At 60.1% G+C, this 13,805-nt stretch carries 13 protein-coding genes; 6 read left to right on the forward strand and 7 right to left on the reverse strand.

The genetic code is table 11. From position 1 onward, the window contains the following. Positions 1-43 precede the first annotated feature (43 nt). The gene (gene crtB / locus FE702_RS17730; protein WP_147127679.1) at positions 44-1,072 is read right to left on the reverse strand and encodes a 15-cis-phytoene synthase; all 1,029 of its coding nucleotides are present in this window, start codon (positions 1,070-1,072) and stop codon (positions 44-46) included. After that, the gene (locus FE702_RS17735; protein WP_147127695.1) at positions 1,069-2,622 is read right to left on the reverse strand and encodes a phytoene desaturase; all 1,554 of its coding nucleotides are present in this window, start codon (positions 2,620-2,622) and stop codon (positions 1,069-1,071) included. Before FE702_RS17735 ends, crtB begins: the two co-directional genes overlap by 4 nt. Positions 2,623-2,773: 151 nt before the next feature. Here FE702_RS17735 and crtA point away from each other — a divergent pair, with 151 nt between their 5' ends. Genes crtA through bchO form a run of 4 tightly spaced genes read left to right on the forward strand, consistent with a single transcriptional unit; the run spans position 2,774 to position 6,991 of the window. Beyond that, positions 2,774-3,487, forward strand: a complete 714-nt coding sequence (gene crtA, locus FE702_RS17740) for a spheroidene monooxygenase (protein WP_147127680.1) — start codon at positions 2,774-2,776, stop codon at positions 3,485-3,487. Beyond that, positions 3,484-4,488, forward strand: a complete 1,005-nt coding sequence (bchI, locus tag FE702_RS17745) for a magnesium chelatase ATPase subunit I (RefSeq protein ID WP_147127681.1) — start codon at positions 3,484-3,486, stop codon at positions 4,486-4,488. Before crtA ends, bchI begins: the two co-directional genes overlap by 4 nt. Then, positions 4,485-6,143 (forward strand): magnesium chelatase subunit D, encoded by a 1,659-nt coding sequence (locus FE702_RS17750; protein WP_147127682.1) that lies wholly within the window; start codon positions 4,485-4,487, stop codon positions 6,141-6,143. The genes bchI and FE702_RS17750 overlap by 4 nt, the downstream gene beginning before the upstream one ends. After that, the gene (gene bchO / locus FE702_RS17755; protein WP_147127683.1) at positions 6,143-6,991 is read left to right on the forward strand and encodes an alpha/beta fold hydrolase BchO; all 849 of its coding nucleotides are present in this window, start codon (positions 6,143-6,145) and stop codon (positions 6,989-6,991) included. Before FE702_RS17750 ends, bchO begins: the two co-directional genes overlap by 1 nt. 35 nt (positions 6,992-7,026) lie before the next feature. Here the strand turns inward: bchO and FE702_RS17760 are convergent, their stop codons facing one another. Further along, the gene (locus FE702_RS17760; RefSeq protein WP_147127684.1) at positions 7,027-8,085 is read right to left on the reverse strand and encodes a ParB/RepB/Spo0J family partition protein; all 1,059 of its coding nucleotides are present in this window, start codon (positions 8,083-8,085) and stop codon (positions 7,027-7,029) included. A gap of 1 nt (position 8,086) precedes the next feature. Then, the gene (locus FE702_RS17765) at positions 8,087-9,379 is read right to left on the reverse strand and encodes an AAA family ATPase (protein ID WP_147127685.1); all 1,293 of its coding nucleotides are present in this window, start codon (positions 9,377-9,379) and stop codon (positions 8,087-8,089) included. Positions 9,380-9,822: 443 nt separating this feature from the next. Here FE702_RS17765 and FE702_RS17770 point away from each other — a divergent pair, with 443 nt between their 5' ends. Then, positions 9,823-10,515: a DnaA N-terminal domain-containing protein gene (locus FE702_RS17770; protein WP_147127686.1), complete on the forward strand. Its 693-nt coding sequence runs from the start codon at positions 9,823-9,825 to the stop codon at positions 10,513-10,515. Between the two features lie 63 nt (positions 10,516-10,578). Here the strand turns inward: FE702_RS17770 and FE702_RS17775 are convergent, their stop codons facing one another. Continuing rightward, positions 10,579-11,091 carry a c-type cytochrome gene (locus FE702_RS17775; RefSeq protein WP_255449728.1) on the reverse strand — a complete coding sequence of 171 codons (513 nt, stop codon included), beginning with the start codon at positions 11,089-11,091 and terminating at the stop codon, positions 10,579-10,581. Between the two features lie 147 nt (positions 11,092-11,238). Between FE702_RS17775 and FE702_RS17780 the strand changes: the two genes are divergently transcribed. Further along, positions 11,239-11,841 carry a hypothetical protein gene (locus FE702_RS17780; RefSeq protein ID WP_147127687.1) on the forward strand — a complete coding sequence of 201 codons (603 nt, stop codon included), beginning with the start codon at positions 11,239-11,241 and terminating at the stop codon, positions 11,839-11,841. Between the two features lie 21 nt (positions 11,842-11,862). Here the strand turns inward: FE702_RS17780 and FE702_RS17785 are convergent, their stop codons facing one another. Then, entirely contained in the window at positions 11,863-12,411 is a 549-nt protein-coding gene (locus tag FE702_RS17785; protein ID WP_147127688.1) for a plastocyanin/azurin family copper-binding protein, read from the reverse strand. Between the two features lie 101 nt (positions 12,412-12,512). Continuing rightward, complete coding sequence (hemA, locus tag FE702_RS17790; RefSeq protein WP_147127689.1) at positions 12,513-13,724, reverse strand: 5-aminolevulinate synthase; 1,212 nt, start codon at positions 13,722-13,724, stop codon at positions 12,513-12,515. Positions 13,725-13,805: the final 81 nt, after the last annotated feature.

Below are 13,805 nucleotides of genomic sequence, written 5' to 3' on the forward strand. Positions count from 1 at the left end.
CACGGCTTCCTATCCGGTGAGCCTTTGAGGTAGTGCGGATTGCCTATTCCGCAACCGTGCGCACGGCGGTCTCTTGCGCACGGAGCTGCGCAACAGCCTCAAGCGCGGCCCCAAACCGCCCCGGGCCCCAACCCAAATCGCCCGTCCGATCAGCAGCCGCATTCACAAGGAAAGCGACCTCTGGAAGCGGCGCGGCAAAAAGCACAGCCGACTGTGGCATGATCATCGAAACGCCCGACCGCAGGATTGATTGACCCAGCCAACCGACCTTTTGACCTTTGGATGTCGTCGCCCGCATCGAGATGGAATCGTGCCCATTCCGGCGAACCTCGCCTCCGATCCCTGCATAGACAAACCGGGCCGCATAAATGCCTGGCCGCGCCTTGAGGGGCAGAGCGGGAATGCCGGCCTCGGACCGGATATACAAACGCTCGGCCTCGGCCAGCAGGCGCTTGACCATGCGCCGGATCTGCGGCGTCGGCAAAGGCTCCGCAAAGAACGCATCGACCGAAAGACCCACGTTGTCGAACCATTCCAGCGGCAGATAGATGCGCCGTGCGCGGGCATCTTCGCCCACGTCACGGGCAATGTTGGTCAGCTGCATCGCAACACCTAGATCGCAGGCGCGCGCCAGCGCATGGGGATCGCGCACACCCATCAGCACCGTCATCATCGCGCCAACGGCACTTGCCACGCGCGCGGAATAGTCGATCACGCCAGACAGCGTTTCATACCGCCGCGCCTGCGCGTCCCAGGCAAACCCCTCTAGCAAAGCCTCGGGCAATTCACGCGGCATATCGTGCATCTCGACCATGGCGGCAAAGGCACGGTCGGTCGGCGTGTTCAAAGGTTTGCCCTGATACACCAAATCCAGCCGGTCCTGCAGCGTCAGAACCGCGCCAACCATGTCGTCGCCTTCATCCACCGCATCATCCGCACAGCGGCAAAACGCATATAGCGCCAGCGCCGAGTCCCGCACATCAGACGGCAAAAGCCGCGACGCCGCATGGAACGAATAGGACCCATGCCGGATTGCCTCTCGGCAATGCTCCATGTCTTTTGGATCGATCATTCCGCAGCCATCTTCATTTCAATTGGGGTCGCCGCGCTTAGCGGCGCAGGTGCATCCGGCACCATCTTGGCCAGCACCTCAGCCGACGAAATCACGCCCGGCACCCCTGCCCCGGGATGCGTCCCCGCACCGGCCAGAAACAGCCCCTGAACCTCTTCGCTTACATTATGAGGCCGGAACCAAGCCGATTGCAGGATGCGAGGTTCAAGGCTGAACCCAGCCCCAAAGGGCGACAAATACCGGTCACGGAAGGTTTCCGGCGTAAACACAACCTCGGTCGACAACTTGTCTTGAAAACCGGGGATCACATCCTCAAGCACTTTGGCCATCTTGGCTTTGTAGGCACCGGCCACCTTGTTCCAATTCACCGGGTTGTCATGGCCCAAATGCGGCACGGGGCTGAGCGCATAGAACGTATCATCGCCCGCAGGGGCCACGCTTGGGTCTGTCACCGATGGACGGTGCAGATAAATCGACATGTCGTCGGCCAACCATCCATCAATAAAGATATCTTTCAGCAACCCTTCATAGCGCGGACCGGACAGGATTGTGTGGTGGCACACATCGTCCCATTTTCCCGCCGTATGCTTGGTGCCGAAGTACCAAACAAATAGGCTCATCGACCACCGCTTGCGGTTCAGCTTTGCGGGATACCAGCGCCGTTTCGTCCGGTTCCTGAGCAGGCGGTCATAGGTATGCCCGGCATCCGCGTTCGAAATCACAATAGGCGCATGCAGCGTTTCACCGTCCACCAGTTGCACGCCGCGCACCGCGTTCTTGCTTGTCAGGATTTCATCGACTTCGCGGCCCAAAAGGACTCGCCCACCCTGATCCTCGATCACGCGCTGCATCGCGTCTGCAATCGCTTGCACGCCACCCATCGCGTAATGCACGCCAAACTCTTTCTCCAAGTGGCTGACCAGCGCGTACATCGACGTCACATGCATAGGATCACCGCCAATGAAGAGCGGATGGAACGACAAAGCCATGCGCAGGCGCTCGTCCTTCACACGCCGACGTGCCAGCCCCAGGATCGACTGATCCGCGCGCAGCAGACCAAAAGTCGGCAGCACCTTCAGTGTGTCCCACAGCCTGTGCATAGGCTCGGCCACCATGCCTTCGAAGCCGACGACATAGCGCCGCTCGGCGTCCTTCAGGAACTTGCGATAGCCCGGAACATCAGCAGGATTGAACTTGGCAACCTCAGCCTCCATCGCATCGTCATCTTGGCGCGCAAAGAACTGTGACCCATCTGTCCAGCGGATTTCATAGAACGGGTCCAGCGCGCGCAAATCGACATCGGCGTGAAAATCTCGCCCGCATTCGGCCCAGAGTTTTTCATAGACCTGCGGTACCGTCACGATGGTCGGCCCAAGATCGAACCGATGACCGTCCTGCGTGATCGACGACCCACGACCGCCCACCACGTCCAAACGGTCGATCACCGTGACCTGATAACCCTTGGCGCCCAGACGCATCGCCGAGGCCAGTCCACCGAGGCCAGCCCCGATGACGACAGCCTGTGTTGGTTTGTTTGTGGGTGCATTCATATGCGGATCATGCTGTGTCACGCGCGCGACTCCCAATCTGTCTATTCTTGTTTACACCTACTTAGGTGTTCTGTCGCCCTTGTCTTTCAATATTTTCAGATATGTGTCAGACTGAGTTGACAGTTTTTCGTTTGGGTCCGCCGATTCCAACATGCCGCAGAGCGTCACCATCAGTTTCTTCCGGTTCTCCGGAGTAGCCGCCAAGGCATGGGCCTTTGCGATGATGGGATTTGCCCGCGCGTCCATGCCACGCATTCCTGATATCGGGTTCTGGAAGCTATGCGGCTCAGGCATCGGCGAAGGTTTCACGCCCATTCCGAACACGGCTGTTTACGCGATCCTTTGCACATGGCCCGACGCCGACATCGCGCGGAACAGGATCGAAAATCAGGCTCTGTTTCAGCGCTATCGCCGCAAGGCGGTCGAAAGCTGGACCGTGTTCCTCAAACCCACCTCGGCCAAGGGCAATTGGTCGGGCGCAGAGCCATTTGTCCCCGCGGGGACAAACACTGACGGACCCCTCGCAGCCCTGACGCGGGCCACCATCAAACCCAAGGTCGCCACCCAGTTCTGGGGCCGTGTCCCCAATATTTCGGACGTGATCGGCAAGGACCCGAATGTCGCCTTCAAGATCGGCATCGGAGAGGTGCCATGGCTGCATCAGGTCACGTTCTCGATCTGGCCCGATGCACAAACCATGGCCGAATTCGCCCGCAAACCCTCTGGCCCCCACGCGCAGGCGATCCGCGCCGTGCGCGAAGGCGGCTGGTTCAAAGAAGAGCTTTACGCCCGCTTCGCCGTCACCGGCGACGTCGGCACGTGGGAGGGCAAGAGCCCCCTGCAAAACCTGAAGGACGCCGCATGACCCCTTTCCCGTTTTCCGCCATCGTCGGACAGGACGAAATGAAACGCGCGATGATCCTGACGGCCATCGACCCCAAGATCGGCGGCGTGCTGGTCTTTGGCGACCGGGGCACAGGCAAATCCACCGCCGTGCGTGGGTTGGCAGCCTTGCTGCCGCGCATTCAGGCGGTTGAGGGCTGCCCGGTGAACTCTGAACGGGTCGAAGATGTACCCGACTGGGCCACTGTCCCCGCGGGGACAGTGATTGAAAAACCCACGCCCGTTATCGACCTACCCTTGGGCGCGACCGAGGATCGTGTCGTCGGTGCGCTGGATATCGAAAAGGCTTTGACCAAGGGTGAAAAGGCTTTTGAAGCCGGTCTGCTGGCCCGCGCAAATCGGGGCTATCTGTACATTGATGAGGTCAATTTGCTGGAGGATCACATCGTCGACCTCCTGCTCGACGTCGCCCAATCCGGTGAAAACGTAGTCGAGCGTGAGGGGCTGAGCATCCGACACCCCGCCCGCTTCGTCCTTGTTGGCTCGGGCAACCCGGAAGAGGGCGAACTGCGACCCCAGCTCCTCGACCGCTTCGGCCTGTCGGTAGACGTCACTAGCCCCAGCGATATCGACACGCGGATTGAGGTCATCACCCGCCGCGATGCGTTCGAAAGTGACCACAAGACCTTCATGGCCACTTGGGGGCCAGAAGATATGAAAATCCGTCAGCAAATCCTCGCCGCGCGCGCAATCTTGCCAAAGGTTTCGACGCCGCCAGAGGTGCTGCGCCGGTGCGCGGAACTCTGCATCGCACTCGGCTCCGATGGGTTGCGCGGCGAACTGACATTGCTGAAAACGGGACGCGCGCTCGCCGCATGGCGCGGCGACAAAACGCTGTCAGACCGGCATCTGGCTGAAATCGCACCATCCGCTCTGCGCCACCGCCTGCGCCGCGACCCTCTGGACGAGGCCGGATCAGGCACCCGCGTGACCCGCATCGTCGAAGAGGTCTTTGCGGGATGATCCCTGAAACGCCATGGGGCCGCGCGCAGCTGGCGTTGCGGTTACTGGCATTGGACCCTTTCGGTCTGGGTGGCGTCTGGCTGAAAACGCGCACAGGGCCTGTCAGGGACCAATGGCTACGCGGGCTGAGCGCCCTGCCCTATGCCACCAGAAAACTGCACAACGCGATCAGTGATGATCAGCTGTTTGGAGGCATTGACCTTGGCGCGACACTTGCCGCCGGTCGTGAGGTGCGCAGCGTCGGTCTTCTCGATCAATCAGCCACCCTTGTCTTGCCGATGGCCGAACGCTGTGAACCTGGTCTTGCCGCTCGTTTGGCACAGGCTCTCGATACAAAAACCGGTCATTGCCTGATCGCAATGGACGAAGCCGCGAACGCGGATGAGGGCCTGCCCCCCGCGCTGCGGGACCGTTTGGCCTTTCATATCGATCTCGAAGAGATAGCCTATGGAGAGGCCACCGCCGATCTGTCCCCGCGGGGACAGCCGCCAGAAACACAGCCTAACCTGCCTGAATACGCCGCCGCGCAAATTATTGCCCTTTGCGCAAAGCTAGGCATCGAAGGCCTGCGCGCACCCCTTTTTGCAATGCGCTGCGCACGGGCCAATGCGGCACTAAACAACCGGAAAACAGTGTCTACCGAAGACCTTGAGGTGGCGGTTGCCCTGATCCTTGCCCCGCGCGCCACGCAACTCCCCGCAGACGACACAGAAGAACCGGACCAACCACAACCCGAACCAACTCAGGACCAAACGCAGGATCAGGGCGAAGCAGAGACTGAGCAACTCATCCCGGATGAGATGTTGCTTGAGGCCGCACTGGCTGTTCTCCCGCCGGACTTGCTTGCTAACCTGGCTGGGCAAAAAGCCAACCGGAGCGCAAAAGGCTCTGGCTCAGGCAGCAAACGTACAGGCAACCGACGCGGTCGCCCCCTCCCCTCTCGCGCGGGTCGCATGGATGGGCGCGCACGGGTGGATCTGGTGGCAACACTGCGCTCTGCCGCACCATGGCAACCGATGCGCAAGGCGCTGTCCCCACGGGGACAAAACGTGCAGGTGCGCAGCTCTGACATTCGTCTGAAACGCTATCAGGAAATGTCTGATCGCCTTCTGATCTTTACCGTTGATGCATCGGGTTCTGCGGCCCTCGCCCGTCTGGCAGAGGCCAAGGGGGCGATCGAGCTTTTGCTGGCTGAGGCCTACGCGCGCCGCGATCACGTTTCCCTCGTGGCGTTCCGGGGCGAAGACGCGGAACTGCTTTTGCCGCCAACACGATCACTTGTGCAAACCAAACGCCGCCTTGCCGCCTTGCCCGGTGGAGGCGGCACACCGCTGGCATCAGGCATCAAGACCGCGATCGAACAGGCGCTGGTCGCCAAGGGCCGCGGCCTCACGCCGACTATCGTTCTTCTCACCGACGGGCGCGCCAACATCGCGCTGAGCGGTGATGCCAATCGGGCCGAAGCCGGGTCGGACGCCACGGCGATGGCCCGCCAGGCTTGGGGGCAGGGCATTCCCGCTTTGGTGATCGACGTCAGCAAACGCCCTGAGCGCAGCCTACAAGCGCTGGCTCAGGTCATGGACGCACCCTATATCCCGCTGCCGCGCGCCGATGCGAAAAAGGTGTCCAAAGCCGTCACAGCCGCGCTGGATTGATGGACTGGGGCAAGCACAAAGCGCATTGGCCGCATGCAGACCACTCGCGATTTGTCCCCGCGGGGACAGGTCGTTGGCACGTTCAGGAAATGGGGCAAGGACCGACACTTTTGCTGATCCACGGGGCCGGGGGCGCGACGCAAAGTTGGCGACATCTGATGCCGCTCCTTTCCCGGACGCATCGCGTGATCGCGATTGATTTGCCCGGGCAGGGGTTCTCCAAACCCAGAGCGCCGGGACGGTTCGGGTTGGATCAAATGGCCCGCGATCTTTGGGATTTGATGCAGGGCCAGGGATGGGAGCCTAAAGCGATCATCGGGCATTCGGCAGGAGCCGCCGTGGCGTTGCGTGTATCGGAACTGGCGCGCCCTGCGCCGTGGAAAGTCATTGGGCTGAATGCGGCTCTGGCCCCATTCAAAGGTGTCGCGGGCTGGGCCTTTCCAATGGCGGCCAAGGCCATGGCGCTCAACCCGCTGACCGCGCCCATGGTGGCTGCGACATCCAACAAACAATCCGTCACCCGTATTCTGGACAGTACAGGATCGAAACTCGATGACGACGGCCTCGCGCTTTATGCGCGGTTGGTCGGATCGGCGAGCCATGTGAACGGGACGCTACGCATGATGGCAAACTGGTCGCTCGACGGGCTGCTCAACCGCTTGCCGCAAAACACGGTCGAAACCGTGCTGATCGTGGGTGAGAATGACGGCACGGTTCCTGCGGGGACATCCGACGCCGCAGCGGCACGGATGCCGAATGCCCATGTGCTCCGACTGCCCAACCTTGGGCATCTTGCGCATGAGGAAGCGCCGGAGACAGTGTTAGAGGCCGTTCTTTCGGAACTCTAGCTACGCCTCCGGCGGAAGTTTTTTCAGCAAGAAGATTAGCTATCCAGCGCGTCGAGGAATTGGAGTAGCGCAGCCTCCAGCTTGTGCCGGTCCATGGCCGAGAAATCCTTGTTCACCTGCAAGGTCAGTTTCCCATCTGCCGCCAAGCATTTCGCTTCGCCAGCCTTCCGGCGCAGCCGCAGGGTCGTTTTGGCCGATGTGGGGCGCGCCGCAGATTTGGGACGCGCAGTGAGAAAATTGCGCAGCGCAGCAATTTCTTCCTCAGCCGATTGCGCATCCAACTTGGCAAGATCGGCCATCAGCTGACGCGTGCTGCCGGGCTCAGCTTCAAGCTTTTTGTCAAGCTCAAGACCCAGCGCGCGCGGGATCGCTTCGGCGAATTTCAAACCCTTGCCTAACCGGGCGAGGAGGCGGGTAAAGTTGCGGATGTAGATCTTCTTTTGCCGCCCGGCGGATTCGTAGAGCGCAGCAATCGCGGTCGGGTAATCCGTATTTTCCTGATCAGCATAGGCCATGGCGAGCATCGCCATCTCCGCAAAGCTGATGTCTTTGCGGACTAGGTTCTCGTCGACCATCTTGCGATAAAGCGACTGAAGGCTTTCACCCCGTGGGACCAGACCGGCAGGAATGCGGGAATAGCGCGGATCACCGGTTTCCTCGTGCAGCGCTTTGAACGCCGACAGTCTGCGGAAGCCTTGGATCAACTCGTATCCATTCTCGGTCTGCTCGACCCGGATCGGGTTCGACAAGCCGACAGCGGCGATTGAGGCTTTGAGTTCTTCTAGCTCTGGATCGACGCCCTCAGACCGGTCACGGGTCAGCTTGGTCGTCATCACCTCGGCGACCGGGATCAGGTCGGTGATCAGGCCAAGTTTCTTGAGGCGGACATGTTCATGCGCAAGGCGGTCGTTTTCGGCGCGGATGGCGGCTTCTGCCTCGGCGCGTTCGTCCAAGGCCTCGGCGGTTTCCGAGATGGCGGTGGCCATCGGCCCGCGGCGTTGCGGTGCATCTGTCCCCGCGGGGACAGCGGATTTGACCTCTGGGGCAGGGCTATCGAAGTCGATGTCAAAGACGCGGCGTTTCTTCTTGGTCATGTCAGTTCACCTTCTCCCAAGCGGCGACGCAATGGTCCCGGAATTCCTCATAGGCACGATCGAACGACGCGCGCGCGCGGCGCCATGTGTCCCGAGTCATGTCGCGGTAATCGATTTCATAGATCGAAGACAGGAAGCGGCCGGATTGCTCGACCGCCCGTGTCATCTCAATCGGGTGTTCAGTGACCCTGTCGCCAAAGACCTTTCCAAAGGCTGACTGCATCGCGCGGTGCAGGTCGTTGTTCGGTTCGAACCGAGTCAGCAGGAACCGCACGTCCGTAAACGCCTTGGGCAGGTTCATTGTCCCCGCGGGGACATTGCGGAACCGCGCGAGGTCTTCCAGAGCCTCGGATAGCTGACCGATGAAGGAGGTCGTGGAATCATATTCCCAATAGCCAGGACCAGACGGGATGTAGAGCACGTCAGCGGCGAAAACCGCGTTCATCGACTGGTAGCCAATGGCAGGGGGACAATCGAAGATTACGAGGTCGTAGGCGTCATCGGGAATCTGATCGAGGTAACGCGACACGGCCGCGAAGAAGGACCATTCCGGGTTCATGTGTCGGTACTGGGCCGAGGCGAATTCAACAAATGCGGCGTTGGCGCAGGATGGGACGATGTCGATGGTGGGCCAGGACGTTGGCTTGATGAAGTCCGCAACACGCAGATCGGCGAGGCCCATATCGGTGACCGCAGCAGGCAGTTGGCGACGGGGCAGGGCGGTGCCGCTTTCGGCCCCGGTGGCAGCCGCGTTCATGCGTTCGGTCTCGTGGATGAGGTCGCGGGCCATAATGCCCCAAACGGTGTATTCCTCATCCACGTCGCTGAGGCCCATGGAGTGAGACAAGGTCGCCTGCGGATCAAAATCGACGCAAAGGACGCGGTAACCATCAAGGGCGGCGGCATGTGCGAAATGAAGCGCCACGGTGGATTTACCAGCGCCGCCCTTGAAGTTGGCAATGGCCGCGCGCAGCGCGCGCTTGCCCGTCGGGCGGGGCGGCATCAGGCTCTTGCGATTGACCTTCAGCTTGCGGCGCAGTTCGTTGATCTCATCCAGTGAGTACCAACGCTGCCGTCCGTCTTCCTCAACCTGGCCTTGGGGGAGCGAGGGATCGGCGGCGAGGCGGCCGCGCAGGGTCGATTGATTGACCTTGAAGATCAGCTCGCCCACCTCCCAACTGGAAAACCGCCGCAAGGTTTTCTCGTGTTCGGGGCTATAGGTCTGCTGCCGGATGGCGCCCTGCATCTTGAGCGATTGGGCCTGAAGCCGCGCCAGATCCTCGTGCGTAAACATTCTGCGTCCTGTCTTTCTGCTCGTTTTGCTGTCCCCGCGGGGACGCTAATTTTTATTCATTTAGAATTTACGCCGGATTTGGAAAAAGAGCAAAAGAAGATATCAAGAGATGAACTGCCCAAAACAAGGCATCGACCGCATACGTCTGTGATTCTCACAAGATGAGGTAACGGTCTTTATTTGGGGGACATGTTGCGGCTGTGCTAGGTGGATTAGGGGACATCTTGTGCCCATTAGGGGACGTCCAGTCTGTCCCCCAATACCAATAAACCTTTTCTTTCTCTTATGAAATGGGAATGGTCAGTGGGTGCCCATCACCGCGCTTGACAGAATCGTGCGACTGGACGCAAATGTACCTACAGCCTGGAATAGCGTTGAGAAACGACGCAGGGCTTGAGGCAGTAGATCGGCCCGATAGGGTCTAATCATCAGGGTTAGTGACGATGCAGTCCCCTATCCATGCGGTGCGTCCCGTTGGGCGCAATGCCGCGACGGTCAAATATGACCTTATCACAGCGCTGGGTGCGATGGCCCTTGCGTCTGACAAACATGACCAGCGGCTGGTGTTACGCTTCATCACACTGCTGACGGCCCGGTATAACTGGGCGCGCGAGGAGCTTGCCTGTGGTCAGCGTGAGATAGCGCGGCTTTGGTCTGTCGATGAGCGCACCGTCAAACGCGACATGGCCAAGCTGCGCGCATTGGGCTGGCTCATCGTGAAGCGTCAAGGGGCGCGGGGGCGAGTCAGTCAGTACAAAGTGGACCTCGACGCACTGTGGCGCGCGACTGAAGCGTCATGGCCTGCGGTGGGACCGGATTTCGAACTCCGCATGTCGCCGCAACCGGCGCCGAATGTCGTGCCGCTCCGAACCGCTCAGGTCGCAGCCCCTAACGTACAGGACGGGACGGAGTGGTCGCTGGCGCAGGCCGTGTTGCATCAAGAAGACCAAGGCACCTTTGCTGCGTGGTTTCAGGGCCTGCGCAGGGTCGAACGCCAAGGAGCGCAACTCACACTGGCAGCGCCCAGCAGGTTCCATGCGTCTTATGTGCTGAGCCACCTTATGGGGCGTCTCAGCGCTGCTGTTAGCGCGGTGGACGATACCGTAACAGACATTCGCATCATCGAGGCGGTCTAGGCCCACGCAAAAGGCGCGCTGGAGTCCCAACGCGCCCTTATGCTGTGATAAACAGACGATTATTTAGCTGTCGGTGCTTTCTTCCATGCCTTCGTCGCCGTCTTTGTCCATCATTTCGACCTCAGGGCCGACAGATGCGAGATACGCATAGATATTGGCCGATTCCGCCTCAGCGTCGGCGCCACGCACCTGATACGCCATCTTGCCGCGCGCGCGGCGGCTGTCGAGGAATTCACGCAAGAAGCCGTTTGGATCCTGCACGTAGGCAACGAATGAAGCTTCGTCCCAAACCAGACCGGCTTCGCCAGCTTCGACCATGGACTTACCATAGCGGAAGCCTTCGACAGAGCCCGCCGCGCGGCCAACTACGCCGTAAAGGTTTGGACCTGTTTTGGCATTACGTCCGGCGATCGTTTCACCGTCTTCGTTTTGGACGACGTGGCAGGTGACACATTGGCCAAATGCTTCTTCTCCCGCTGCGGCATCGCCTGTCGCGTGTCCGCCTGCAAACGCAGAAGTCGAGAGGGCTACAGAGGCGGTGATGCCGAGCATCACATTCATGGTCTTGATCTTCATTCGTCTTACCTTGGAATTTTTTGGTACTGTCTTAGGTATAGCGCGAACCGTGCTTGGCAATGATCAGGGGCATGATTTGTCAACTTTCGTATACAGTCGCCGCCAAGTTTTGATGTGCGGCGGGGGTGAAGGACTGCGATCTCGGAGATGAAACAGGCCACCAAAACCGCCGCGATCGATGTGCTTGTAGACCGTCGCCCTCAGTCGATCGAGTTGTTCATGCGCTTTCCTGCGCGCAACACCGAAACCATCTTCGGCATTACTCCGGATGCTTTGGCGGCGTCCGATGGCAGGGTTTATTTCGGTGCGCTCCGCGAAACCGGAACATTCGACTTTGGCGATGCCATGATCGCGGGCACGCGGTTGTCGCTGGGTGGTGAGGAACAGCCACTTGAGGCGATGTCGGTGATGGTTCACCCGGCAGACAATGCGCTGCCATTCGAGACACCGCTGGACGGCAACATCGCCATGGCGGTCTGCACAGTGCCAGACCCCGTTGTACCGCCCGCGCTTACGGACCTTGTGCTCTATACCGGCTTTATTTCTTACCCGGCCACAGGTGCAGGTGAGATCAAGCTCAGCATGCCCAATACGGTTCCTCTGGAACTGGCCGTGTCGGTTTTTGAGGATGGTCGGCTTGTGCAGCGTCATTCCGTGGACGCCGACAAAAACTCGGACATTCTTATCGTTGCCGAAGGCGCCCTTGCGGAGGAGAATTGGCTTGGGCGCCTTCAGCGATTGTTTCAGTAGGCGAAGATCGCCTGATCGGTCTTAGGACTCGGTTGCCATTTCGGCTTCTTCAGCCAGCATGGCGTCGGCCATTTCAAAGTACTTTTCCATGCGCTGCTTGGCGCGGCCACGGAAACGTTCGCCTTTGAGGTCTTCGTAGTTGCCCGAGACATCACCGACCAGCACAAGGCCGACCATACCGGCCGATGCGTGTGGCTGACACAGGTAGCCATATGCACCTTCGACCTCGACGACGACTTCGACATCCTCGTTGATGCGGCCTTTCCACTCGGTCCCGCCTTCTGGAATCCAGTCATCGTCCGTTTGCGCGTTGTGTCCGCGGTCTTCTGCGATGAATTTCAGCGTGTCGCCGACTTTGGCGCGCACCACTGGTGGCGAGAACACCTGACGTTCCCGTGGGTTGTCGGGGTCAGCGTTGAGCATCAGGATTTCATGGGTGACCGGGCCTTCTGCGGCCATGTCGGTGGACTCTTCGGTTGCGTGGCTTTCGGCCAGCAGAGCGGTTGGCACTGCGGCTGCAACGGCTGCGCCACCCAAAAGCTTCAGTTGGTCTCGACGTGTGAGTTTCATGCGTCTCTCCTCTTTTCAGATTGCGCTGGACCTAAGCCGCAGAGGGAATGAGTAAACCCCCTGCGACGTTGCGTTTACGCAATTTTCAGAAGATGTGAGGGTCAGGCGACCGCGTGGCTGATTGCGCACTGTTTCCAAAGCATTCCAAGCGCATCGACTAAGGTGTCGATATCGGCATCGGTATGTAGCGGCGATGGCGTAAAGCGCAGCCGCTCGGTGCCTTTGGGCACGGTTGGATAATTGATGGGCTGCACGTAGATCGCGAATTGCTCCATCAGGTAGTCGCTGATCATCCGCGTCTTGACCGGATCACCGATCATCACGGGAACGATGTGGCTCTCGTTGGGCATATGCGGGATGCCGGCGCGATCCAGCGCGGCGCGCAACCGGGCGACCTGACGTTTCTGACCTTCGCGTTCGCTGCTGCTTTCCTTGAGATGCGCGATAGATGTTCGCGCGGCAGCGGCGACAGCCGGGGGCAGGGCGGTGGTAAAGATAAAGCCGGAGCCGAAAGAGCGGACAAAGTCGCACATTGCAGCAGAGCCTGTGATGTAGCCACCAACGCAGCCGAATGCCTTGCCCAGCGTACCCTCAATCAGGTCGATGCGGTGGGCCAGACCCAGCTCCTCGGACACACCGCCACCGCGCGCGCCATACATGCCGACGGCGTGGACCTCATCAAGATAGGTCATCGCGCCGTGTTTCTCGGCGACCTCAACGATTTCTTCCATCGGGCAGATATCGCCGTCCATGGAATAGACGGACTCAAACGCTACGATCTTGGGGCGGTCGCCGACAGCGGCGAGCTTGCGGTCCAGATCTTCGGCATCGTTATGGTTCCAGATCACCTTGTCGGCCTTGGAATGGCGGATGCCTTCGATCATCGAGGCGTGGTTTTCACTGTCAGAGAAAATAACCGCGTTCGGGATGCGTGCGCCTAATGTGCTGAGCGCGGTCCAGTTCGATACGTAGCCGGAGGTAAAGAGAAGACCGGCTTCCTTGCCGTGCAGGTCTGCGACTTCACGCTCCAAAAGCAGGTGATCGTGGTTCGTGCCGCTGATGTTGCGCGTGCCGCCAGCGCCAGTGCCGCAGCGGGCAACGGCTTCTTGCATCGCCTCTATGACCTTGGGGTTCTGGCCCATCCCCAGATAGTCGTTCGAACACCACACGGTGACATCACGCACGCCCTCTGGCCCGTGATTGGCGGCCTTGGGAAACTTCTCGCAGCAGCGTTCCAGCTCGGCAAAATAACGGTAATTCCCTTCGGCCTTGAGGGCGTCCAGTTGGGCGTTGAAGTAATGGTCGAAGGTCATGTTTCCCCCAGTTCAGTCGTCTTTTTGTCGTGTTGGGGCGCGGGCGTCAGCCAGCGCCAGAGTTTCGTGTCCGCCAGTGGC

The sequence above is a fragment of the Shimia ponticola genome (assembly GCF_007995215.1).
In the GTDB taxonomy this organism is placed as follows: domain Bacteria; phylum Pseudomonadota; class Alphaproteobacteria; order Rhodobacterales; family Rhodobacteraceae; genus Shimia_B; species Shimia_B ponticola.

Excerpts from the sequence above, each read along its gene's own strand:
- FE702_RS17780 (WP_147127687.1), top strand. The coding sequence starts at position 11,239 with ATGAAACAGGCCACCAAAACCGCCGCGATCGATGTGCTTGTAGACCGT.
- FE702_RS17775 (WP_255449728.1), bottom strand. The coding sequence starts at position 11,091 with ATGAAGATCAAGACCATGAATGTGATGCTCGGCATCACCGCCTCTGTA.
- bchO (WP_147127683.1), top strand. The coding sequence starts at position 6,143 with ATGGACTGGGGCAAGCACAAAGCGCATTGGCCGCATGCAGACCACTCG.
- FE702_RS17750 (WP_147127682.1), top strand. The coding sequence starts at position 4,485 with ATGATCCCTGAAACGCCATGGGGCCGCGCGCAGCTGGCGTTGCGGTTA.
- bchI (WP_147127681.1), top strand. The coding sequence starts at position 3,484 with ATGACCCCTTTCCCGTTTTCCGCCATCGTCGGACAGGACGAAATGAAA.
- crtB (WP_147127679.1), bottom strand. The coding sequence starts at position 1,072 with ATGATCGATCCAAAAGACATGGAGCATTGCCGAGAGGCAATCCGGCAT.
- crtA (WP_147127680.1), top strand. The coding sequence starts at position 2,774 with ATGCCGCAGAGCGTCACCATCAGTTTCTTCCGGTTCTCCGGAGTAGCC.
- FE702_RS17785 (WP_147127688.1), bottom strand. The coding sequence starts at position 12,411 with ATGAAACTCACACGTCGAGACCAACTGAAGCTTTTGGGTGGCGCAGCC.
- FE702_RS17760 (WP_147127684.1), bottom strand. The coding sequence starts at position 8,085 with ATGACCAAGAAGAAACGCCGCGTCTTTGACATCGACTTCGATAGCCCT.
- FE702_RS17735 (WP_147127695.1), bottom strand. The coding sequence starts at position 2,622 with ATGAATGCACCCACAAACAAACCAACACAGGCTGTCGTCATCGGGGCT.
- hemA (WP_147127689.1), bottom strand. The coding sequence starts at position 13,724 with ATGACCTTCGACCATTACTTCAACGCCCAACTGGACGCCCTCAAGGCC.
- FE702_RS17770 (WP_147127686.1), top strand. The coding sequence starts at position 9,823 with ATGCAGTCCCCTATCCATGCGGTGCGTCCCGTTGGGCGCAATGCCGCG.
- FE702_RS17765 (WP_147127685.1), bottom strand. The coding sequence starts at position 9,379 with ATGTTTACGCACGAGGATCTGGCGCGGCTTCAGGCCCAATCGCTCAAG.